Genomic DNA, 23,567 nt, shown 5'->3' with positions numbered 1-23,567 from the left:
GGCGCCTCAGCGCGCCAGCAATTGTTCCAGTCGGTTACCGACGCGCTCGGCGCGATCGGCGACGTCGCCGATCCATTCAATGATCTTGTAGAGGAAGATCACGTCCACAGCCGGCAAATCCTTTTCCAGGTGGAACAGTGCGCGACGCACCGTAATCTGCATACGATCGGTTTCGCGCTCGATCTCCTCGAGCTCTTCGACCATCTTCTCGACCAGCGTCGCCTCACGGCCACTGAAGCCGGTCTCGAGCAGCGAATCCAGTTCCTTGAGCGCCTTGAGCGCCTGGGCGCTGGCGTCGACGGTGCGCTGCACGTACGCCAGCATCTGCGGCTGCAGCGCCGCCGGGATGGTCATGCAGCGGCCCAGCATCAGGCCGGCGATGTCCTTGGCGCGGTTGGCGATTTTGTCCTGTACACTCAGCAAATCCAGCAGGTCCGAACGCGGCACCGGCAAGAATAGACTCTTGGGCAGATGCTGACGGACACTCTTCTTCAGCTTGTCGGCTTCGTTTTCCAACTGGGCCATCTGCTGTTGAATCTGCTCGACCTGGCCCCAGTCTTCGGCCATCACCGCCTGGAACAGCGGCACCAGATTGGCGGCACATTCATGGGACTTGGCCATGTGCTGCTGCATCGGGCCGATAGGCGAGCGTCCGAATAGGCTGACGAAAGGGTTGACTGGCATAGGGAAGTCCCCGGTTCAAAAGAGGCCGCAAGTATACGGATGCGCTCTTACAGCCGCTACCGCGTGTCATCCGGCTGCAACATCAAAAAACTATAGGCACCCCCTCGGCATCATGCAGAAAGAAACCGAAATCAAGCTGCGCGTCAGCCGCGACACCCTGCTCGCGCTGCGCGAGCATCCGCTGCTGAAGAAGCGCAACAAGAGCGGCTGGCAGCGTCACGAGCTGTTCAACCAGTATTACGACACCCCCGCCCGCGACCTTGCCCAGGCGCGCGTCGCCCTGCGTCTGCGCCGCGACGGCGAGCAGTTCATCCAGACACTGAAGAGCCGCGGCCAGAGCGTTGCCGGGCTGTCCGAGCGCAACGAATGGGACTGGTACCTGGACAAAGCCAAGCTCGATACCAAGAAGCTTGGCGACGACTGCTGGCCGGCCAGCCTCGCCACGCTGGACAAGAAGACCCTGAAACCGATCTTCAGCACCGACTTCGTCCGTGAAAAAGCCGACATCTCCTGGGGCCGTGGCAAGGCCAAGGTGGTCATCGAGGCGGCGCTGGATCTGGGCCAAGTGACTGCCGGCAAGCAGACCGAGGAAATCTGCGAGCTGGAACTGGAGCTGCGGCAGGGCGAGCCCGAGGCGCTGCTGGAACTGGCCGCCGAACTGGCCGCTGACCTGCCGCTGATGCCCTGCGACATCAGCAAGGCCGAACGCGGCTACCGCCTGTACGATGCCGACGGCTACAGCCTGCAACTGCCGGCGCCTGAGCTCGATGCGACGATGCCGCTGGACGACGCCGTGGTCGCCCTCGGTTGGCAGCTGCTCGGCAACAGTCAACGGCTGGCCGAGCAGTATCGCTTCAACGGTCGCTGGAAGTTGCTCGGCGACTGGCTGCAGCAGCTCGTCGAGTTACGCGCACTGCTCGGCAGCCTCGGCCAGGCCGCCCCGCGCGCCAGCAGCCGCGAGCTGCGCGAGTTGCTTGATGCGCTAATCCAGGATTGGCGCCCGCGCATCGAAGCCGGCCAGGATGATGAAGGCATGCGCAAGGCCGCACCGACGCAGTTCGCCGAGGAACTCGGCCAGACCCGCTGGGGGCTGCTGTCGCTGAAAGCCTCGCTGTGGCTGCTGCAACGCAGCTGGACCGAAGGTCGCAACGCCCGTGGCGATCGCCAGGGTGCCGCCGAGCTGGGCAAGTGGCTGCTGCACCTGCTGGCAGAAGAGGCCAAGGCCCTGCAATTGCCGCGCTACCAGCAGCAGCCCGAAGACCTTGCCGAGCAGAGCCCGCGCATGGAGCGTCTGCTGGTCTGGCTGCATCTGGCCCGCGGCGTGCTGGAGCTGCCGGAAACCGACCGTCTCTACGGCGAACTGGCCAAGCTCCATGAACTCGCCCGCCAGCCGCTGAACGACGAGGCGCGCCAGCTACGTGTCGAGCAGGCGCACCGGGTATGGACGCTCAAGGCCTGGAAGCTGCTGGAAAAGTAACCGGCTGGGCCGGCGCGCGCCCCCTCGCACAAAGTTGAACCCCGGCGGCAGACAAGCCGGGGTTTTGGCGGCAAGCTTAGGGCCTTTGTGTCGCCGCTCCGAAGGAGCCCCATGTCCGTCTTGAATATGCCCGGCCAGGACCGTTTCATCGATCTCAACGACCTGTTGCGCGAACTGATCGCCCACGGGCGTGTCGCGCAGGAAAGCGCCGAACAGTGTCTGACGGTGCGCCGCAGCGCAGTGAACAACCAGCAGCACCCGCTGGAATTTCTCGCCGCCCAGCAGCTCGATGACCTGCAGCGTCCCGGCAAGAAGCTCGATCTGGAAACCCTGACCATCTGGCTGGCGGAGCTGGCCGGCCAGCCCTATATGCGCATCGATCCGCTGAAGATCGATGTCGCCGCCGTCACCCCGCTGATGTCCTACGCGTTCGCCCAGCGCCACAAGATTCTGGCCGTGGCCGTCGACAGCAGCGCCGTCACCATCGCCAGCTGTCAGCCCTTCGTGCATGCCTGGGAAGCCAACCTGACCCACGTGCTCAAGCGCCCGATCAAGCGCGTGGTGGCCAACCCCGCGGACATCCAGCGCTTCACCGTGGAGTTCTACCGCCTGGCCAAATCGGTCAGCGGGGCCAGCGGCACGGAGCAGAAGATCAGCGGCGTCGGCAACTTCGAGCAGCTGCTCAACCTCGGCGCCAGCGACCAGGAACCGGACGCTAACGATTCGCACATCGTCAACATCGTCGACTGGCTGTTCCAGTACGCCTTCCAGCAGCGCGCCAGCGACATCCACATCGAGCCCCGGCGCGAGCAGGGCACCGTGCGCTTTCGCATCGACGGCGTGCTGCACAACGTCTACCAGTTCCCGCCACAGGTGACGATGGCGGTGGTCAGCCGGCTGAAATCCCTGGGGCGGATGAACGTCGCCGAAAAGCGCAAGCCGCAGGACGGCCGGGTCAAGACCAAGACCCCGGATGGCGGCGAGGTGGAGTTGCGCCTGTCCACCCTGCCCACCGCGTTCGGCGAGAAGATGGTAATGCGCATCTTCGACCCCGAGGTGCTGCTCAAGGGCTTCGACCAGCTGGGGTTTTCCGCCGACGACCTGCGCCGCTGGCAGAGCATGACCAGCCAGCCCAACGGCATCATCCTGGTCACCGGACCGACCGGCTCGGGCAAGACCACCACGCTCTACACCACGCTCAAGCAGCTGGCGACGCCTGAGGTGAATGTCTGCACCATCGAGGACCCGATCGAGATGATCGAGGGCGCCTTCAACCAGATGCAGGTGCAGCACAACATCGACCTGACCTTCGCCAGCGGCGTGCGCGCACTGATGCGCCAGGACCCGGACATCATCATGATCGGCGAGATCCGCGACCTGGAAACCGCCGAGATGGCCATCCAGGCCGCGCTGACCGGCCACCTGGTGCTCTCCACCCTGCACACCAACGATGCACCCAGCGCCATCAGCCGCCTGCTCGAGCTGGGCGTGCCGCACTACCTGCTCAAGGCCACCATTCTCGGCGTGATGGCCCAGCGCCTGGTGCGCACGCTGTGTCCGCACTGCAAGGCGCCGGCGCAACTGGATGCCGATGACTGGGCGGCGCTGACCAAGCCCTGGAACGCGCCACTGCCGAGCGCCGCGCAGCAGGCGGTGGGCTGCCCGGAGTGCCGCGACACCGGCTACCGCGGGCGCGCAGGCGTCTACGAGATCATGCTGCTCAATGATGCGATCAAGCCGCTGATCACTGCCGACACCGATCTCGTCGCCCTGCGCCGCCAGGCCTTCAAGGACGGCATGCGCAGCCTGCGCCTGTCCGGTGCGCAGAAGATTGCCGCCGGCCTGACGACCATGGAAGAAGTGCTGCGGGTGACACCGCAGAGCGAACAGAAGTAGCGGGGCAGGCAGTATGACCTGGTGGCGACGCCGCCTTCGGCGTCAGCCACCGGATGATGCGACGATCAGCCGTCGGAGCGCGCGGCGAGGATGCTCGCCACCTGGTTCGGCTTGCAGTTCAGATAGGCAGACGAGCGCAGCCACTTCTGGTCGGGATACCAGGAGAACATGAATTGCCCACCCTTGAGGCTATCGACCACCATGCGTGCGACTTCCGGGCGGACCGCCGGACAGCCCTGGCTGCGGCCGATGCGTCCCTGCGTGGAAATCCAGGCCGGGTTCACGTATGCCGCGGGATGAATCACGATGGCGCGCTCGCGGGCGCGGTCATTGATGCCCGGCTCCAGTCCGTCCATGCGCAGCGAGTAGCCGTGTTTGCCGCTATAGCTTTCGGCGGTGCGGAACAGGCCGATGCTCGACTGATGACTGCCCACCACATTGGAGAAGCGCGTGGCGTGGTTATCGCCGGATTTCTGGCCGTGGGCGACGAAGTCCCGCAGTAACAACGAACGCTTGCCGAGATCGAAAATCCACAGGCGGCGCTCGGAGGACGGACGGGAAAAGTCGATCACCGCGAGCCGGTCGGCCGCCGCGGCGCCGTTATTCACCGCACACTGCATGGCGGCGACGGCGTGGGTCAGCACCTGACGATCCAGCGTCGGCGCTACGCGCGCCAGGTTGTCGACCAGCGGTTGATAGACGGGAGTGGCCGCCCAGGTGGGCGTCGACAGCACGAACAGGCCTGCCAGCAGGCAGAGTCGTCGCAAAAGCGGGGTCATGAAAAAACCTCATCGGGCACGGCCTTCCGACTTCCTGTCTGGCCGGCGCCTTATACTCGCTACCCAATCGCAGAAGTAGCGCAACAACTCGGGCAGGCTGCTTGCAGCTTGCCCGACACGGTATGTTCTTATGGTCGACGCGACGTCTCTGGCATCGCAGTCTGAGTGAATGTCGCGCAGTTTAACAGTCGATGAGCGGCTCTGGAGCGAAACGTTGTTCAAAAAATATGCATTCCGTCTGGCCGCTGGGCTGTTATGGCTGCCATTGTCGGCACTCGCCGCCCCCGCCACCGAGCCTGTCGCGCCTCTGCGCGCGGCGCTCGAGCAGCTTCCGGCGCACTGCAGCGGATTCATTCCGCGAATCACACCGGCCGCCCAAGAGCGGTTGTTCGCCTTCTACCAGACGCAGGATTTCGAAACGGTATGGCGCTCCTACCGGCAGATCGACAGTCTGCTACAACAGCTCGAGCAGCTGGCCGACGACGGCCTCGCCCCGGCCAACTACCATGTCGAGCGCATCCGTCAGCTGACCCAGAGCGCCACCGCCCACGCGCAGCACCGCACCTGCAGCGACCTGCTGACCAGCCATGCCTACCTCACCGCACTGCACGACCTGGCCCGCGGGCGCCTGCCCCGCGATGAGATTGAGCCGCTGTGGCGCAACCCGGAACTGCCGGTGCGGGATGATCGCCAGCAGCTGCTGGCGATCGCCGTCGCCGGCCTCGCGGACCTGCCTGACGCCTTCGCCCAGGCGCGTCCGGATCTGCAGCATTACCTCGACCTGCGCGCCGCCTATGCGCGCCTGCGCCGAAGCCCTTTGCCGCAATGGCTGGCCATTCCCGGCGGCCAGACACTGCGGCCGCAGATGCGCGACCGGCGCGTGCCGCTGCTGCGCGCGCGCCTGCTCGGCCGCGCGGCAGCAGCCAGCGGCGACACGAGCGAGGCCGAACGCTTCGACCCGGCGCTGGTCGCGGCGGTCGAAGCCTTCCAGCGCCAGCACGGCCTGGAGCCAGACGGCGTAGTTGGCCGCGCCACGCTCGCGGCGCTCAACGTCAGCCCGGCGGCCCGCCTCGATCAGCTGCGCATCAACCTCGAACGCCTGCGCTGGATCGCCCACGACCTCGAACCGCGCTCGCTGCTGGTAGATATCGCCGGCGCGCGGCTGATCTATTTCGAGGAATGCCAGGTGCAGTGGCAAACGCGTACCCAGGTCGGCCGCGAGGCGCGCCGTACTCCGCCGCTGAAATCGACGATCTCCCGACTGACACTGAATCCGACCTGGACGGTGCCGCCAACCATCCTGCGCGAAGACAAGCTGCCGCTGATCCGCAAGGATCCCGGCTATCTGGAGCGCAGCCGGCTGCGGGTCCTGGACGCTCAGGGCAACCGCCTCGACCCGCATAGCGTGGACTGGAGCAGCCCGCACGGCATCTTCCTGCGCCAGGATGCCGGCCCGGAGAATCCGCTCGGCCGCGTGGCGATCCGCTTCGCCAATCCCTTCTCGGTCTATCTGCATGACACGCCGAGCCAGCAGCTGTTCGCCAAGGCCACACGCACCACCAGTTCCGGCTGCGTGCGGGTCGAAGGCGCGCTGCAGGTGGTCGATCTGCTGCTGACCGACGCCGAGCGCGCGGAAGTCGCCGGGCTGCTGGAGACCGGCAAGACCCACGAGTTCCGCCTGGCGCGGCCGATGCCGATCCTCATGGCCTACTGGACCGCGGACACCGACGAGACCGGACAGCCGCTCTATCGGCCGGACATCTATCAGCAGGATGCCGCACTGCTGGCGGCCTTGAACCAGGCCCTGGCCCGCTGACGACCAGCCGCTCGCAACAGTCGGCGCTACCGTCCGGCGGGCTTTTCGCCCGTGGCGCCTGAACCAAGCGTTGCGGGTGTAGTCTTTTGCTGGCCACTCCGCGGGGGCTGCATTGCGTCCGCGGATCGACTCACCAGCAGGCCAGTAGAAGGCTGGCAGCGCGATGGACAGCCGAGCAGAATTTTCCTTGAACGCCGACCACAGCAGACAAGCAGCGGGATGGACTGAGGCGGAACGGCTGGCAGCCTTGGCTCGTTATGCTGTGCTGGACGGGGTGTCCGAAACAGACTTCGACGATCTGATCGCGCTGGCCGCCGAGCTCTGCGCGACCCCCGCCGCCGCGCTGCACTTCATCGATGCCGATCGCCAATGGTGCCCGGCGGCGCTCGGGGTCGACAGCCGTCCGGTTGAGCGCGCCGCCTCGGTCAGTGCCTGGGCCATCGAGCAGCCGGATCATCTGGTAAGCCTGCAGGCGGACGACCTGCCGGTCGGTCTCCAACTGCCTAGCCTGGCAACCGGTGCCCCCGCGCGGTTTTATGCCGCCGTGATCCTGCGTACCGCCGAAGGCCTGCCGCTAGGCACGCTCTGCGTGCTCGCTGCACAACCGCACGAATTGAGCGCGAGCCAGACCCGGCACCTGCAAGTGCTCGGGCGTCAGCTCATGGCCCAGCTGGAGCTGCGGCGGACCCGAGACAACGAGGCACGCAATCGGCAGATCATCGATGGCGCCGTGGATTACGCGATCGTTTCGCTGGACCTGCAGGGTCAGATCACCAGCTGGAACGAAGGCGCCCGGCGCATTCTCGGCTGGGACGCCGAAGAAATGCTCGGGCACCCCTGCAACGAGCTGCTGACCGACGAGGATCGCTGCGCGGGTGCCATGCAGCGGGCGATGCAACTGGCCCTGGCGCACGGTTCCACCGCGCACCAGCGCTGGTACCGGCGCAAGGACGGCACGCAGTTCTGGGGCGGCGGCGTGCTGACCCTGCTGCACGAGCAGGAGCAGCCACTGGGCTTTATCAAGATCCTGCGCGACCTGACGGCGCTGCGCGCCGAGCAGGCGGCGACCCGCGAGGCCGAGGAGCGCTACCGCACCCTGGTCAACCTCAGCCCGCAGGTGGTCTGGCAGTGCAGCGCGGACGGCGCGCTGAGTTTCTGCAACAGCTACTGGAGCGAGTTCACCGGACTCAGCGAGCAAGCCTCACGCGACACAGGCTGGCTCGCTGCGGTGGCCGACGAGGACCGGATGCAGGTGGCGCAGCAGTGGCGGCAGGCGGTACGCAGCCAGCTGCCCTTCAGCCTCGATCTGCCGTTGCTCGACAGTGATGCCGGCGTGCGCTGGTTCCAGCTGCACGGCGCACCGCTCTACGGTGGCGACGGCTCCGTACTGCGCTGGGTCTGCGTCGCACATGACATCGACAGTCGGCGGCGCGCGGAAGTCCAGCGCCTGGAAAGCGAGGCATTCACCCGTCTGCTGCTCGACTCGGCGAGCGAAGGGTTCTATTCCATCGACTGCGAAGGTCGGGTCACACTGTGCAACCAGGCCTTCCTCAACCTGCTCGGCTTCGCCAGTCAGGATGAAGTGCTTGGCCGCCAGCTGCACGGGGTGATCCACCACAGCCACCCCGATGGCAGCCACTACGATGTGCACGAATGCCCGATCCAGCACACTGCGATCACCGGCGAACCGCGGCAGGTCGACTATGAGCTGTTCTTCCGCCAGGACGGCAGCAGCCTGCCGGTGGCCTATCGGGTCGCGCCGATTCATCGCGACGGCGTGCTGCAAGGGGCGATCTGCACCTTCACCGACATCAGCGAGCGTACCCACAGCGAAGCGCTGCAAGCCTTCCTGCTGGAGGTTAGCGACCGTCTGCAGGACGACGATACGCATGTCGATGTCAGCTGCGTGCTCGACGAGCGGCTCGGCCGGCTGACGCGCACCGACTGCATAGCCTGCGGCCATCTGGACGATGCCACCACGCTGGTCATCAGCCAGCAGTGGTGCGCAGCGAGCCGTGCAGACCGCCTGGGTCACCATCCGCTTGGTCGTATCGCCGAGGTTCTGACGCAACACCTGGCGCAAGGCGACATCCTGGCCCTCGAAGACCCGCTGGAGACTGACGCACAATCGCGGCAGTTGCACGACAGCCTGCACAGTCGCAGCCTGCTGTTCGCCCCACTGCCGATTTCCCCGCAGCAGCCCAGCCGCCCGTTCCTGCTGTTCGCCAGCCAGCAGCCACGGCGCTGGAACCAGGCCGATGTCGCGCTGGTTCGCGAAGTGGTCGAGCGCATTCGCACCGCCAACGAGCGCGCCAGTACCAGTCGCGCCCTGCGCGAGGCCGAACAGCGCATCAGCCTGGCCAACGAGATCGCCTCGATCGGCGTCTGGGAGTACAACGACACCCGCCACACCCTGCACTGGGATGCGCAGCTCAAGGCCATGGCCGGGCTGAGTCCAGAGCAGCCGGCCCTGCGCGTCGACGAAGTGCTGGCACGCGTGCATCCAGATGATCGCGGGCAGCTGCTGGATGCCCTCGGCCGCGCCCTGCAGGGCAAGGACGGCGGTGAGTTCCACCTCGACTACCGGATCTTCGACACCCAGACCAACCAGTTCCTCTGGCTGACCAACCGTGGGCGACGCGTGCTCGACGCCAACGGCGAAGTCCGCATCCTCGGCACCGCGCGCGAGATCACCGCCGAACGCAACGCGGCACAGCGCATGCTGCGCATGAACGAGCTGCTCGAGGAGCAGATTAAGGAGCGCCGCCTGGCCGAACAGCGCCAGACCGCATTGATCGAGCTGGGCGACCTGCTGCGCGAACAGCACGACAGCCAGACCATCGCGCACGCCGCGGTCAGCGTCATCGGCAGCACGCTGACTGTTTCGCGGGTGCTGTTCGCCAGCATCGAGCCGGGCGGCATCTATGCCACCGTCGAGCGCTACTGGAGTGATGGAGCCTCCGGCGACAGCAGCGAACGCGTGCATTTCGCTGACTTCGGCGACCTTTACTACGATCTGCAGAACAATGATCTGGTGGTCATCGACGACGTCCAGCATGACGCCCGCACCGCGGCCCAGGCCAGCCTGTTCGCCGAACGGCAGATCCACAGCCTGGTCTGCGTGCCGCTGTTCGAGCAGGGCCAGCTCAGCGCGGCGCTGATGCTGCTGCACAGCGAGCCGCGCGCCTGGCTCGATGACGAAGTCTCGTTCATCCGCGAGGTTGCCGATCGCGCCTGGACGGCCGATGAGCGCATGCGCGCCGAGCGCGCGCTGCGCGAGAGCGAGGAACAGTTCCGCACCCTCGCCGACAACATCAGCCAGTTCGCCTGGATGGCCGAACCCAGCGGACGCATCTACTGGTACAACAAACGCTGGTACGACTACACCGGCACCACCTTCGAAGCCATGCGCGCGCTCGGCTGGCGCGCGGTGAACCATCCCGACCATCACGAGCGGGTCAGCGCCTCGATGAAGCGCGCCTTCGCCATTGGCTCGATCTGGGAGGAAACCTTCCCCCTGCGCGGCAAGGACGGCAACTACCGCTGGTTTCTCTCCCGGGCGTTGCCGATCCGCGACGATTTCGGCCAGGTCACTCAGTGGTTCGGTACCAACACCGACGTCACCGCCCAGGTCGCCGCCGAAGAGGCCCTGCGCGAACTTAACGACAGCCTGGAGCGCCGCGTCGCCGAGCGCACCCGCGAACTGGCGGCAATCAACAACCGCCTGCACATCGAGATGGCCGAGCGCGAGCGCGCCGAAGAAGCGCTGCGGCATGCGCAGAAGATGGAAGCCATCGGTCAGCTCACCGGCGGCCTCGCCCATGATTTCAACAACATGCTCACCGGCGTACTCGGCGCACTGGACCTGATCCAGCGCCGCGTCGACAGCGGCCGCAGCGGCGACCTGAACCGCTACATCGACGCGGCGATGACTTCGGCCAACCGCGCCGCGGCGCTGACCCATCGCCTGCTGGCCTTCGCCCGCCGGCAATCGCTCGACCCCAAGCCGGTCGACGTCAACCTGCTGGTAGTCTCGATGGAAGACATGCTGCGCCGTACCATCGGCGAGCATATTCGCCTGCACACCCAGCTACAGGCCGATGCCTGGCTGGCCTATACCGATGCGCACCAGCTGGAAAACGCTCTGCTCAACCTGGTGATCAACGCCCGCGACGCCATGACCGATGGTGGCGACCTGTACGTGCGCACGCGTTGCGTGCAGATCGCCAGTCAGCAGCCGGACGGTCCGGAACCGGGCGACTATGTGATGCTCAGCGTCGCCGACAGCGGCGCGGGCATGTCCGCCGAGGTGATCGCCAAGGCCTTCGATCCGTTCTTCACCACCAAGCCCATCGGCCAGGGCACCGGCCTTGGCCTGTCGATGGTCTACGGCTTCGCCAAGCAGACCGGCGGCCACGTGCACATCGACAGCACGCTCGGCGAAGGTACCCTGATCACCCTCTATCTGCCGCGCAACCGCGTGGCGCTGGAGATGCCGACAACCGCACCGAAGCTCAGTGAAGTGCCACAGGCACAACGCGGCGAGACGGTATTGGTGGTCGAGGACGAGGCCGCCGTGCGCATGCTGGTGATCGAAGTGCTGCACGAGCTGGGCTATGCGGTGCTCGAAGCCTGCGATTCGGCCAGCGCACTGCCGTACCTGCAGGGCGAGCAACGCATCGACCTGCTGGTCAGCGATTTCGGCCTGCCCGGCCTCAATGGCCGTCAGCTGGTGGACATCGCCCGCCAGCAGCGCCCCGAACTGAAAGTCCTGTTCATCACTGGCTATGCGGCCGATGCCGCGGTACGCGGCGACTTCCTCGGTCCGGGCATGGACATGCTGGCCAAGCCGTTCAACATCGACGTGCTCGGTATGCGCATCCGCCAGCTGATCGAGAGCGACGGCTAAGCGCGCCGGAACTCCGCTGGCGCCGCCGGACTCTGAAATGGACGAACACTCGGAGGCGTCGATCATGCGAAACAAATCACTGGCGGTGCTTGCGCTCGCCGCGCTTCCCCTGGGCAGCGCGCTGGCCGACGGCCTGGTTCGCGACCTGCTGTCCTCGGGCGCGACGACCGGCTCGACCTACCTGACCTTCAAGGACAACAAGCTGGTCATCCCCGCCCGCGAGGATGCCAGCAGCTTCGTCGCCAGCAATGGCGCCATTCGCGGCCCCTACCTGGAAGCCATGCTCAAGCATCTGCGCGCCGAGCAGCCGCAGTTGCAGGCCAGCGACATGGAACTGGCCACCGCAATCCTCGCGAGCGAACAAGCGCCGCAGTAGCGCCACCCTGCTCGGCTTAGCGAGAGGCGCGGCGGCGCCGACGATTTTCCCTCACCCACAGCAGGAGGAACCGGCATGAAGAAAAGCGCATCGGCCGTCTGGCAAGGCGGTCTGAAGGATGGCAAAGGCAGCATCAGCACCCAGAGCGGAGCCCTCAAGGACAACCCCTATGGCTTCAACACGCGGTTCGAGGACGCTCCCGGTACCAACCCCGAGGAGCTGATCGGCGCGGCCCACGCCGGGTGCTTTTCCATGGCGCTGTCGATGATGCTCGGCCAGGCCGGGCTGACCGCCGAACGTATCGAAACCAGAGCTGACGTCAGCCTGGAGAAGGACGGCGAGGGTTTCAGCATTACCGCCGTCGAGCTGACCCTGAAGGCGAAGATCCCCGGAGCCGACGACGCCCAGTTTCAGCAGATCGCCAATCAGGCGAAGGAAGGCTGTCCGGTATCCAAGGTACTCAACGCGCGGATCAGCCTGAACGCCGCCCTGGAAAGCTGAAGGTCGCGTGCGCGATCTGCAGCCGGCCATAAAAAAAAACGCCACCCCGTTGCCGGAGTGGCGTTTTTTTATCCGAACCGAAGATCAGCCGCGGATGTTGTAGATGTCCTTCTCGTTAAGCTCGGCGTACTCGTACAGACGCTTGAGGTAGGCACGCTGCTGTTCCCATACCTTGGTCGCAGCCGGATCGGCGGCGGCAGAGGCATCGACCACTTCAGCGGCGACTTCCTTCAGGCGCGCCAGCACCTCGTCCGGCAGGCGGCGTACTTCCACGCCCTGCTCGCGCAGCTGCTCCAGCGCCTCCATGTTCTTGGCGTTGTAGTCGTCAAGCATGTCGCCGTTCACGTCGCGGGCGGCAGCACGCACGATCGCCTTCAGATCATCCGGCAGGGTTTCCCAGGCCTTGATGTTCACGTCCAGCTCGAAGGTGACGTTCGGCTCCTGCCAGCCCGGGGTGTAGTAGTACTTGGAAGCCTTGTGCAGGCCGAGGGCGAGGTCGTTGTACGGCCCGATCCACTCGGTGGCGTCGATTGCGCCGGTCTGCAGCGCGGTGAAGATCTCGCCGGCCGGCATGTTGACCACGGTACCGCCCATCTTGGTCAGCACTTCGCCGCCCAGGCCCGGGGTACGCATCTTCAGACCCTTGAAGTCGTCGACCGAGTTGATTTCCTTGTTGAACCAGCCGGCCGTCTGCACACCGGTGGCACCACAGGCCATCGGCAGCACGCCGAACGGCTTGTACACCTCTTCCCACAGCTGCATGCCGCCGCCACGGTGCAACCAGGCATTCATCTCCTGGGCGTTCGGGCCGAACGGCAGCGCGCAGAAGAACTGTGCGGCCGGGACCTTGCCCTTCCAGTAGTATGGCGCGCCGTGGCCCATCTCGGCCGTGCCGCGCGAAACCGCGTCGAACACTTCCAGAGCGGGAACCAGTTCGCCGGCAGCGTAGACCTTGATCTTCAGGCGGCCGCCACTCATTTCGTTGACCAGGGTGGCGAAGCGCTCGGCACCCACGCCGACGCCCGGGAAGTTCTTCGGCCAGGAGGTGACCATCTTCCAGTTGAAGGTCTGCTGCTCGGCGGCCTGTTTGCCCTCACCCGCGGCGGTTTTTTCACTCTTGTCATTGCAACCGACCAAGGCGGTAGCCGCCAGGCCCACGCCAGCGGCGGCGAGAATGTCACGACGTTTCATGCGGTGCTCCTTGTTGTTTGTTTTATTGCGCAACGGCAACGCTGCGCGCTGCCGATCTGCTGTGCTTCGCGCCCTGCATGATGACTCAGATCGCAACAGCGAGCGATCCACATCGATCAGCCGATTGCCGCGATGCCCTGAGCCTGCCAAGGGTGCTCGCTCAAGCCGACACCAACGCAATCGAGGCGGCCTAACAGTAGAGACTACAGCGCCCCAAGCCTAGCCCATCTCGCTAAAAGTCGTATGGCGATTGCTGCAAAGCGCCAGTACTGCAAGAATCCCCACCTCCGCCAACCCTGGCACCCACAAGAAGGACTCACAATGTCCCTGAATGCCCCGCCCTTGCTGCGCGTGGCTGGCCTTATCGATACGCTCAACCAGCGTCTCGGCCAGCTTTGTGCCTGGCTCACCCTGTTCCTCGTAATCGGTACTGCGATCGTCGTGGTGCTGCGTTATGGCTTCGGTATCGGCGCCATCGCCCTTCAAGAAGCCGTCATGTACGCCCATGCCCTGGTCTTCATGGGCGCCGCCGCCTGGACCCTGCAGCGTAACGGTCACGTACGCGTCGACATCTTCTATCAGAAGCTGATTTCCCGCCGGCAGGCCGCGGTCGACGGCCTTGGTCATCTGCTGTTCCTGATCCCGGTATGCCTGTTCCTCGCCTGGAACAGCTGGGATTACGTCGCCAGCTCCTGGGCGACCCATGAGGGCTCCAACGAGTCCGGTGGACTGAAGTTCGTCTATCTGCAGAAGAGCATCATCCTGGTGCTGGTATTCAGTCTCGCCCTGCAGGCCATCGCCGACCTGATCAAGCTCGGTTACCGCCTCGCCGGCCGCCTGCCGCAGGACGAGGAGGTGCAGCATGGCTGAGATCATGGCAATCGCGCTGTTCATCAGCATCTGCATCGCCCTGATGTCCGGTTACCCGGTGGCCTTCACCCTGGGCGGCATGGCGCTGTTGTTCGCCGGCGTCGGCGTGGTCACCGGAACCTTCGATGTCGGCTTCCTGCACGCGTTGCCGAACCGCATCTTCGGCATCATGAACAACCAGACGATGCTGGCGGTACCGCTGTTCGTCTTCATGGGGGTGATGCTGGAAAAATCCCGGGTCGCCGAAGACCTGCTGGAATCCATGTCGCGCCTGTTCGGCACCCTGCGTGGTGGCCTGGCGATTTCCGTCTGCGTGGTCGGCGCGCTGCTCGCCGCCTCCACCGGCATCGTCGGCGCCACCGTGGTGACCATGGGCCTGCTGGCCTTGCCGACCATGCTGCGTCGCGGCTATGACCCGGCGGTGGCCACCGGCACGCTGGCTGCCACCGGCACGCTGGGACAGATCATTCCGCCGTCGATCATCTTGGTTCTGCTCGGCGACGTGATGTCCAGCGCCTTCCAGCAGGCGCAGCTGAAGATGGGCATCTTCTCGCCGAAAACCGTCTCGGTGGGTGACCTGTTCGTCGGCGCGTTGCTGCCAGGCCTGGTGCTGGTCAGCCTGTACATCCTCTATCTGATCCTCGTCGCGATCTTCCAGCCGAAGAAGCTGCCGGCCCTGCCGCAGGAAGAACTCGGGCCGATCGAATGGGGCACGCTGATCAAGGCACTGCTGCCGCCGCTAGTACTGATCGCCGCGGTGCTGGGCTCGATCCTCACCGGCTACGCAACCCCCACCGAGGCCGCCGCCATCGGCGCGCTGGGCGCGACCCTGCTCTCGATCGTCAAGCGGCAGCTGAACTTCAGCCAGCTGAAGGAAGTCGCCTTCGGCACCACCGAAATCACCTCGATGGTGTTCCTGATCCTGATCGGCGCCTCGCTGTTTTCCCTGGTGTTCCGCGGCTTCGGCGGCGAAGCGCTGATCGAGGACGCACTGCACTCGCTGCCTGGCGGGGTGCTCGGCGCCTTCCTGGTGGTGATGCTGGTGATCTTCCTGCTCGGCTTCATCCTCGACTTCATCGAGATCATCTTCGTGGTGGTACCGATCGTCGGTCCGATCCTGCTGGCCATGGGCCTGGATCCGGTCTGGCTCGGGGTGATGTTCGCGCTGAACCTGCAGACCTCCTTCCTCACCCCGCCGTTCGGTTTCTCGCTGTTCTACCTGCGCGGCGTCACGCCACGCAGCGTGCCGACCAGCACCATGTACAAGGGCGTGATTCCGTTCATCGGCATCCAGATTTTCATGCTGGTGGTCGCCTACCTCTGGCCGGACCTCATCACCTGGCTGCCCGAGCAGGTATACGGCAAATAAGCCATCCAGAACGCCCGTCACCGACGGGCGTTCTGCTTTGTGGGGTCGCGAGCGCGCAGCGGTGATCATCGCTACAATCGGCGCTCGCCTGACCCTCAGCCATGTCGATGCAGCCTCACGCCTCCCTCACCGAGCACTTCCTCGCCCTTGATCGCTTCCTCAGCGAACACCAGGCGTTGTGGCGACCGCGCCCCTTCGTCCAGCACCGCCTGGACTGGGAAGACCTCCACCCGCAGCTGGCCGCCTGGCTGCGCGGCCGCTCGCTGAGCGACGCCGAGGCCGCGCACAACGACCCTGCCGCGCTCGCGGCCCCGGCGCCTTTCCCGCAGCTGGCTGCAGAAGCCCAGGCCCTGTGCGAGCTGGCGGAACTGCCGGCACACGACCTGCCAGCGCCTGACAGTCGTCAGCAGGTCGATGTACCCGGACGCAAATGGCAGCAGATTCGCGCCTTCGCGGCTCACCTGCAGTTTCGCCAGCCTGCGCGGCACTGGCTGGACTGGTGCGCCGGCAAGGGCCATCTCGGGCGCCAGCTGGCCCAGGACGGCAGCGCATTGACCTGCCTGGAGTGGGATGCCGCACTGGTCGAAGCCGGTGCGCAGCTGAGCAAACGTCTCGGCATCCACGCCGATCATCGCTGCCAGGATGTGCTGGCCACCACCTGCGCCGTGCAGCTGCAACCGCAGCATACGCCGGTCGCCCTGCACGCCTGCGGTGACCTGCATGTGCGCCTGCTGCAGTTGGCAATCGCCGGCGATATCCGCCAGCTCGCTGTTGCGCCTTGCTGCTACAACCGCACCCAGAGCGCGACCTATCAGCCACTGTCGCGCGTCGCCCAAGCTTCCGCACTGCAATTGTCGCGCGATGACCTCGGCCTGCCGCTGAGCGAAACGGTCACCGCCGGCAACCGTGAACGCCGCCACCGCGACCAGTCGATGGCCTGGCGACTCGCCTTCGATCTGCTGCAGCGCCAGCTGCGCCAGCGGGACGACTACCTGCCCACGCCCTCGCTACCTGTTGCCTGGCTGAAAAAGGACTTCGCCAGCTACTGCCGCGACCTCGCCGCGCTCAAGCAACTGCCCGAGCCGGACAAGCAAGACTGGGCCGCGCTCGAGCGCGCCGGCTGGCAACGCCTGGCGGCGGTACGCAACCTGGAACTGCTGCGCGGCCTGTTCCGCCGCCCGCTGGAACTCTGGCTACTGCTCGATCGCGCCCTACTGCTGGAAGAGCACGGTTACGAGGTGCGGCTCGGCAGTTTCTGCCCCAGCCAGCTCACGCCGCGCAACCTGCTGCTGCTCGCCGAACGCCCGTGATTCGGTCCAATCCACAAAAACCTCGCAAGTGCTTGGCAGAGAACGGTTTACTCGCCGCGCGCAATGGCTATAATGGCGCCCGGTTTGCCGGTATAGCTCAGCTGGTAGAGCAACTGACTTGTAATCAGTAGGTCCCGGGTTCGACTCCTGGTGCCGGCACCAATCGCATGCTTTCTTGTGTTCCTGAGTGAATCCGAAAGCGACAACAAACCCCGTCTCGTGCGGGGTTTGTTGTTTCTGGGTGCACCCGAGTGCGTTTGTATGTTTCGCGATGTTGGGTATACGTGTCGGTATATTTTGGATTCGATAGGAACCCGTATACCTATGGCACGATTGGTCACCCCTCTCACCGACCCCAAATGTGAGGCGGCGAAAGCCCGCGAGACTGACTACACCCTGTTTGATGGCCAGGGCTTGCATCTCCTGGTGAAGAAAAGCGGCACGAAAGTCTGGCGATTCAAATATTCCCGACCAGATGGCAGAGCTGGCTTGGCCACCTTCGGCACTTACCCCGCCCTCAGCTTGAAAGCAGCCCGCAACCGCCGAGCCGAAGCCCGAGAGCTACTAGCGCACGGCATCGATCCCATCGAACATGCGAAGCAGTCAAAACTCGATGCAGAAAGGGCTCGAAAAAGTACGTTTGAAGCTGTCGCGCGGGAATGGCATTCAATCAGTGCGCGCAAATGGAAACCGGATCACGCAAACACCGTGCTACGCCGGCTGGAGACGCACCTTTTTCCAACGCTGGGGGCCAGGCCTATCGGAGAGCTCAAGACTCTTGACCTTCTAGAGCCCCTTCGAGAATTAGAAAAACGAGACATCCTCGAGACCGCGAGTCGCCTGGGCCAGTACACGACAAGCATTATGCGTCTGGCCGTCCAGCAGGGGCATATTGAATCCAATCCAGCCAACGACCTGCATGGAGCAATCATCACCAGCAAAATAACACACCGACCTGCCCTTCCGTTTGAGCGAATACCAGAATTACTAGAGCGGTTGGATGGTTACAAGGGACGTTTGCTGACGCGTATCGCTGTGCATTTTTGCCTGTTGTCTTTTGTACGCTCCAGCGAGCTACGCCTGGCTCGCTGGCCTGAGATTGATCTGGACCGCGCGCTCTGGACGATACCTGGCAAACGTGCCGCCATCGAGGGGGTACGCTTCTCCACCCGAGGAGCGAAAATGGGAACTCCATATTTAGTTCCGCTCAGCCGCCAGGTTGTGGAATTGATGAAAAAGACTCAGGAACTTACCGGCCGTTTCGATCTGGTTTTCCCAGGCGATAGCCACTTCTGGAAGCCCATGAGCGAAAATACCATCAACGCTGCTCTGCGTCGCATGGGATATGACACGAAGACGGAGCTGTGTGGCCACGGTTTTCGAGCAATGGCCTGCTCGGCACTTGTCGAGTCCGGTCTATGGACCGAGGACGCAGTTGAGCGCCAAATGGGCCACGAAGAACGAAACCGCGTGCGAGGCGCATATACCCACTTAGCCAGGCACCTCCAAGAACGACGTCTGATGGTGCAGTGGTGGGCCGACTACCTAGACACCTGCCGTTCGTGCTTCGTTACTCCGTATGAGTTTGCACATCCTGAACAGGCATCGGAAAACGTGTCGAGGCTAAACCAAGCGGTGCTGTAGATGGCATTGCACTAAGGCTCTTTCCCGATGAGTCAAGCGGTGATATTCCTGCTTTCCTGTAATTAGAGAAGCCTAGCCCTGCTCGCAAATGTAGAGAATTGAGTATGTCAACTCACATGGAGACGTACTCAAATGCACTCTACGCTTCCCCTCGAAGGCAATATGCTCATCTCTCAATCGAAGCTCCAGACAATGCTCGGCAAAAGCCGATCCGGGCTTTACAGACTGCTAAAAAGCGATCCTGAATTCCCCAAACCGATCAAGTCCGGCATTGACCGTCGTGCTCGTTGCTACTACGTAGCTGATGAGGTCAACGCTTGGCTGCTCGCCAAGATGAAAGAAAGGGACGCCGTATGAACACGGTCGCGGTAGGGATGGCAGTTACCTGCCACCCACTGCACAGATCCGTACGTGCGAAACTAACGCATACGGCTCCTGCCTCGGACTCCTGATCCTTGCGCCAAGGGCGATAGTGTCCACCTATTTGATGAACGCACTAGTTATCTGCTCCCAGCGACGACGTGCTTCATTTCCCCCCCCACATCTTTCAAGCCCGCAGAGCGCTCGTCGGCTTTCATGACTTGCAATGCGAGAGAGAGTTGGAGCTTTCGCTGTCGGATGTTCTCTGAGAGAGGCGTGGTTATCCCTAGCAAGTCGTGTGCTACTACGGGATCTTTGCCCGCAGGATAGATGATAGTGACATAGCCGAAATCTTCAGGCTGACTCTCTTGCGTGGCCTGGCGTAGTAACCGTTTTATCCAGTTCACTTTTAAAACCAAGCATCTTCATTAGATCTCGATTTTTTCACCGTCAGTTGTCGACCTTCGCCATCTAAATTTTCAAGCTGCATACGAATAAATTCACTGTCGGCACCCTGATTTCGGCGAATATAAACCGTTAATTAAACTTCGCAGAAGCCTTCCTGCGCTTCTGCAAATGTCACTATATCTTCGGCGTGCCGATATATCTGCTCAATACGATTACCCCTAGCAAAGTGAAATACGCGCCCCTAGGTCGGAGGCAAACCTGTAAGGTTTTAAACCCATGGCGCGCTGCCGGTGTTACTCGGCACCGCCGGCTGGCCCAGCCGCTTAACCGGCGGCCTCGGTTGCATTTAGATTTAATTTACCTCTTCTTTAATTAGTAGCAAGGGCTCTGCTGGAACTGAAATAGTTGCTGCGGAACGACTATCTCTGTTGTCTGAAGCAGACAGTGGTTACATATTTCGAAGCAGCGTCCGCGGGATGTCGGGTGAATCTTGGTAGAAACCAGTACAGTCGCCATCTGTCGCCAGTGCGTCGCCACGCACCCGAATTGCATTGTCTGTTGAGTCGCCGAAATCGCCGTTGTCGCAAGCGGGAGATTAGGCCAGTACCGGAAAGTGGCCAGGATGCGTTCGCGACCGCCGCTTCGATGCTTAATAGGTAGCGCAAACCAACCAATCCGGGCGCAACGACACCGACGCCTGCGCGTTGCTAGCCGATATCTAGCGCACACAGCGAGCGAGGCTGCGCTGCTGATCCGGTGGCTGAGGATCTGATTAGCGAGGTGCGCGAGCTGAATACGCCACCGGTCGCCAGCCCCGTGCCGGAGCGGGCATTCATTCCTGAGTCCGCAGAAAATTCTGCGCGCGCGAGGCTGACAGATTGTCTCAGACGGCTGTGCGGGCTGCGAACGTCGCAGCAGCGAGAGGCAGGTGACCGGCGTGCATCCTGGCCTGGGGACTTGTCCTGGCTGAAATCGCTACGCGCTCACCGCATCGTCCTTGACCTGCACGTAGTCGATAGTGTGTGTCCAGCAGCACTGGCAGGGGTTCCTGCCAGTGCTCGGCGCGACGGATCAGCAGGCCGCGCTGCATTCAATTGCAGCCCGCCAAGTTGCGTTACCATAAATCGACATTATTGAGCGCATCGTCGTTGACCTGCCATTGGCAGATTTGCAAGCAGCTCTATAGTTTAAATCCACGGAGTTGGCGACAGCGGCGACAATGGCGACCGCCTTTCTCATGTGGAGGTGGATGCCGGCGACACATTGGCGACACCTGGCGACATCTCGGTAGAAACAAAAGCCGCGTTGCCACTTGTCGCCAGGGGATTGACTCGGTAGTGCTTCCCATCGCTTGTCAGTACTTGGCGATGCAGGGTTAGCGTAGCTAGAAGGAGGTCACGCTGCCTCGCGCTTTTTCTGGCAAACCGTGGTCCATCCCGTTGCAGCGTTCGGGCGTCAAACGTTGACCACCCCCTTTCGATGAACCAGTCAAGCAGTTGCTGCGCCAACAGTAGATGGGGCTCGACAGCAACCGGGCTCGTCAGACGTAGTGCTTCGGCCAGATACCATCGCACAAGCACAGCGGCCCGCTCGACAATTGGCCTAGTCAATACGCTGGTGTTTTCAACAATGGCTAGTACTCCAGCGATACGCAGAATGTGTTCACCCGACTTCGCGGCGGTGGCTTTGATTTCCTGCAGATCACCACCCCGCCCCAATCCGGCCTCGATGGCATCGTGGGCCTCAATCCAAACCGCTTTTGCTGGAGTGTCCATCATGAGCGTAGGCGGGTCCAAATCGCCCCGGTCATTTACGCGAGGCTCCAATTGCAGTAGTTGTGTCATTCGTTCCCAATAGCTCACGAGGCGCACGTCCAAGTTCGGGTCGCTGTTCCGATAGAAACGGGTCCCGGCTAAAGACTGCGGCCAGGCAATCAGAAAACGAGCCAGAAATCCCTGACCTCGCATAATTGGATTGCCCAGTACGCCCTCCGCAACGATGGGCTGAATCATCAAGTGCGCGCTCAGTCGGCATCCGATCCTGGATGCGCTTTCCCCTTCAGCAGAGCGGGTGCGGATAATCGGTGCGCCATCCCATAACTTTGATAGGCCAGCCACGCTTTTTAGCAGGTTTTCAGGCCTGCTCGCGTGCCCACCGAAAAACTGACCCCCTTCGTCGCTGAAAAAACCCTGTGACGAATGCCCCCGCAACAGCGATTTTTGTAGCCCTTCCAGAGTGGGTTCCTCAGCCAGGATGAATGGCAGGGCCGGCGCCTCGGGCTCCTGAAGCCTGCCCAGTTCGGTGGCCACCACCTCAGGATCGCTGTTGCCGCTTTCCAGGATCCCTGTGCGGGCACGCTGATAGGCATCGCGTTGATCTCGATATCTCCGCTGTTTTTCAACGTACGCCTCTAGGAGGGCTTTCTGATGGCCATGGTGCGAACGTAGTGCCAGGCGGTCCGCAGGAGATTTTCGGTCTCCGGACTCCGCGATAGTCAGGGCAAACAGCGACAGGGGAATCGGCTGTCCATCGCGCAGTGCATTGCCGTGGGGCTGGGCGGCCATCGCGCTAGCTGCCAGGATCGACTGAGCGGCCAGCGCCTCAGGAACCTGGACGGCCTCGACAATGGCGGCAGCGGCTCCTCCCAGCAGCTCGCCTAGGGCATGCAGCGGGAACGGTGCGGCGGCCTCCAGATCAGGTAGCAGCCGCAGTGGCTCGGGATAGGTCGGCTTAGTCATCAGCGATTCGTTCATGCGCGCACCTCCCGCCATTGGCGCAAGTCGTTAAAATCGGTAAGCGACAACGGAGCGTTTTCAGGCCAGGCTGGAAAAACCAGTCCGATGCTGAGCGTGTTGGCAGCTGCGGTTGCAGCGGTACGACCTGGGTTGCCACTGGTTTGGCGATCATCATCACCTGCGATGATCAGCTCCGTATCCGGATACCGCCGCTGCAGTTCCTGGCCAGCCGGCAGCAGGTTGCCGGCATTCATGGCGCAGGCCACCGCTGAACCGGTGGACTCATGCAAGGTCGCCCCTGTTGCCCATCCCTCGCAGATATAAAGGGGTTTGCCGGCTACTGGGTTTCCAAGCGGGGCATAACAGCCAGTAATCCTCCCCCCTCGCAGGAACCGCTTGTTGCCATCACCGTGGATTCGCTGCAAGTTCACCAACTCACCTGCGTGGTAAAGCGGGACCAGCAATACGCCACCACGCTGACGCAGGTTATGAGCCTGGCAGCGCTTGTTGGCCAGGTACGGGTGGTGCGGCTCAGCCGGTCCAGCCTGGCTCCACAGCTGGCATGCGTACCGGGCGGCAGCTTGCTGCCGCTGGCACCGCTCAGCTTCCCGGTGGTGCCTGGCTTGGTCCAGTTGTTGCCGGAGCTGCCCGGTCTCGATGGGGCGGAAAGCTTTTCGACTGCTCCAAGTGTGCCGCTCACCAGTTTTCCAGCTGCCGAAGGCGGCGGCGCAGTTGAGACCAGAGGCATGCAGGACATACCAACCGTTGCGGGAGTCGGCACGATCTCCGGCAATATGGAAGCGATGAATTTTCCCGTCCGGGATGGGCAACAGATCGAGCTGGCCAAACTTGCCTACCAGTTCGCCACGGAACAGCGCTACCGGATCAGAAATCATTGCGCAGCTCTCCCGTGTGCGTTCCGCGGCGGCTGACCAAAAAAGCGGCCAAATCGCTCACGCGATAGCGCACACAGCGGCCGATTTTCAAATACGCCAGGCTATAACGGCCAGTGGATCGCCAAGTAGCCAGGGTGATCGGTTTTACTCCCAAGACGTGCGCTACCTCATCCGGAGTCAGCAGGAACGGCAACTCCTCGATATCGCAACGCAGATGCAAGGCAATTTCAGCGTGGATCTCCTCGTTATTAGGAATGTTTTTGGACTTCATAAATTTACTCCTTCATGTATGGCGGTATACCGTCATGCATAGTTTTTTATAAAGTCACTTGGCTGTGTTCCGCCT

General features: G+C 63.2%; 17 protein-coding genes and 1 tRNA gene. 12 read left to right on the top strand and 6 right to left on the bottom strand.

Translation table 11 applies throughout. From position 1 onward, the window contains the following. Positions 1–6 precede the first annotated feature (6 nt). Positions 7–684, bottom strand: coding sequence for a TIGR00153 family protein (locus tag N8H22_RS11935; protein WP_264590730.1), 678 nt, complete (start codon positions 682–684; stop codon positions 7–9). A gap of 112 nt (positions 685–796) precedes the next feature. Between N8H22_RS11935 and N8H22_RS11930 the strand changes: the two genes are divergently transcribed. Both N8H22_RS11930 and N8H22_RS11925 read left to right on the top strand, forming a co-directional pair. Then, positions 797–2,161 (top strand): CYTH domain-containing protein, encoded by a 1,365-nt coding sequence (locus N8H22_RS11930; RefSeq protein WP_264590729.1) that lies wholly within the window; start codon positions 797–799, stop codon positions 2,159–2,161. A 111-nt stretch (positions 2,162–2,272) separates the two neighbouring features. Continuing rightward, a complete protein-coding gene (locus N8H22_RS11925; protein WP_264590728.1) occupies positions 2,273–4,057 on the top strand; it encodes a GspE/PulE family protein in 1,785 nt (594 codons plus the stop codon). A gap of 65 nt (positions 4,058–4,122) precedes the next feature. On the opposite strand, the gene N8H22_RS11920 is transcribed toward N8H22_RS11925, so the two are convergent. Then, positions 4,123–4,836 (bottom strand): murein L,D-transpeptidase catalytic domain family protein, encoded by a 714-nt coding sequence (locus tag N8H22_RS11920; protein ID WP_264590727.1) that lies wholly within the window; start codon positions 4,834–4,836, stop codon positions 4,123–4,125. Between the two features lie 214 nt (positions 4,837–5,050). Here N8H22_RS11920 and N8H22_RS11915 point away from each other — a divergent pair, with 214 nt between their 5' ends. From N8H22_RS11915 to N8H22_RS11900, 4 genes are all read left to right on the top strand, one after another. Beyond that, the gene (locus N8H22_RS11915) at positions 5,051–6,652 is read left to right on the top strand and encodes a L,D-transpeptidase family protein (protein WP_264590726.1); all 1,602 of its coding nucleotides are present in this window, start codon (positions 5,051–5,053) and stop codon (positions 6,650–6,652) included. Between the two features lie 187 nt (positions 6,653–6,839). After that, positions 6,840–11,561, top strand: a complete 4,722-nt coding sequence (locus N8H22_RS11910; RefSeq protein WP_264590725.1) for a PAS domain S-box protein — start codon at positions 6,840–6,842, stop codon at positions 11,559–11,561. A gap of 64 nt (positions 11,562–11,625) precedes the next feature. Continuing rightward, positions 11,626–11,937: a DUF2388 domain-containing protein gene (locus tag N8H22_RS11905; RefSeq protein ID WP_264590724.1), complete on the top strand. Its 312-nt coding sequence runs from the start codon at positions 11,626–11,628 to the stop codon at positions 11,935–11,937. Between the two features lie 75 nt (positions 11,938–12,012). Beyond that, positions 12,013–12,438 (top strand): OsmC family protein, encoded by a 426-nt coding sequence (locus N8H22_RS11900; protein ID WP_264590723.1) that lies wholly within the window; start codon positions 12,013–12,015, stop codon positions 12,436–12,438. Positions 12,439–12,522: 84 nt separating this feature from the next. On the opposite strand, the gene N8H22_RS11895 is transcribed toward N8H22_RS11900, so the two are convergent. Continuing rightward, positions 12,523–13,629, bottom strand: a complete 1,107-nt coding sequence (locus N8H22_RS11895) for a TRAP transporter substrate-binding protein (protein ID WP_264590722.1) — start codon at positions 13,627–13,629, stop codon at positions 12,523–12,525. Positions 13,630–13,950: 321 nt separating this feature from the next. Here N8H22_RS11895 and N8H22_RS11890 point away from each other — a divergent pair, with 321 nt between their 5' ends. From N8H22_RS11890 to N8H22_RS11865, 6 genes are all read left to right on the top strand, one after another. Next, positions 13,951–14,499 (top strand): TRAP transporter small permease subunit, encoded by a 549-nt coding sequence (locus N8H22_RS11890; RefSeq protein ID WP_264590721.1) that lies wholly within the window; start codon positions 13,951–13,953, stop codon positions 14,497–14,499. Further along, entirely contained in the window at positions 14,492–15,868 is a 1,377-nt protein-coding gene (locus tag N8H22_RS11885) for a TRAP transporter large permease subunit (RefSeq protein ID WP_264590720.1), read from the top strand. Before N8H22_RS11890 ends, N8H22_RS11885 begins: the two co-directional genes overlap by 8 nt. A 101-nt stretch (positions 15,869–15,969) precedes the next feature. After that, positions 15,970–17,178, top strand: a complete 1,209-nt coding sequence (locus N8H22_RS11880) for an SAM-dependent methyltransferase (protein WP_264590719.1) — start codon at positions 15,970–15,972, stop codon at positions 17,176–17,178. A gap of 86 nt (positions 17,179–17,264) precedes the next feature. Further along, positions 17,265–17,340: transfer RNA gene (locus N8H22_RS11875), tRNA-Thr, on the top strand. Between the two features lie 162 nt (positions 17,341–17,502). Continuing rightward, complete coding sequence (locus tag N8H22_RS11870; protein ID WP_264590718.1) at positions 17,503–18,822, top strand: integrase arm-type DNA-binding domain-containing protein; 1,320 nt, start codon at positions 17,503–17,505, stop codon at positions 18,820–18,822. 132 nt (positions 18,823–18,954) lie between these two features. Beyond that, the gene (locus N8H22_RS11865; protein WP_264590717.1) at positions 18,955–19,179 is read left to right on the top strand and encodes an AlpA family phage regulatory protein; all 225 of its coding nucleotides are present in this window, start codon (positions 18,955–18,957) and stop codon (positions 19,177–19,179) included. A gap of 1,646 nt (positions 19,180–20,825) precedes the next feature. Here the strand turns inward: N8H22_RS11865 and N8H22_RS11860 are convergent. From N8H22_RS11860 to N8H22_RS11850, 3 genes are read right to left on the bottom strand one after another with little or no spacing between them, the layout of a single operon-like run. Further along, a complete protein-coding gene (locus N8H22_RS11860; RefSeq protein ID WP_264590716.1) occupies positions 20,826–22,343 on the bottom strand; it encodes a YfjI family protein in 1,518 nt (505 codons plus the stop codon). Continuing rightward, the gene (locus tag N8H22_RS11855) at positions 22,340–23,221 is read right to left on the bottom strand and encodes a toprim domain-containing protein (RefSeq protein ID WP_264590715.1); all 882 of its coding nucleotides are present in this window, start codon (positions 23,219–23,221) and stop codon (positions 22,340–22,342) included. The genes N8H22_RS11860 and N8H22_RS11855 overlap by 4 nt, the downstream gene beginning before the upstream one ends. After that, positions 23,211–23,492 carry a helix-turn-helix domain-containing protein gene (locus N8H22_RS11850; protein ID WP_264590714.1) on the bottom strand — a complete coding sequence of 94 codons (282 nt, stop codon included), beginning with the start codon at positions 23,490–23,492 and terminating at the stop codon, positions 23,211–23,213. Before N8H22_RS11850 ends, N8H22_RS11855 begins: the two co-directional genes overlap by 11 nt. Between the last annotated feature and the right edge of the window lie 75 nt (positions 23,493–23,567).

It is taken from the genome of Stutzerimonas sp. S1 (assembly GCF_025966695.1).
Taxonomy (GTDB): Bacteria; Pseudomonadota; Gammaproteobacteria; order Pseudomonadales; family Pseudomonadaceae; genus Stutzerimonas.
The sequence above is the reverse complement of the archived record's forward strand: the minus strand, read 5'-3'. Positions and strand labels throughout refer to the sequence as shown.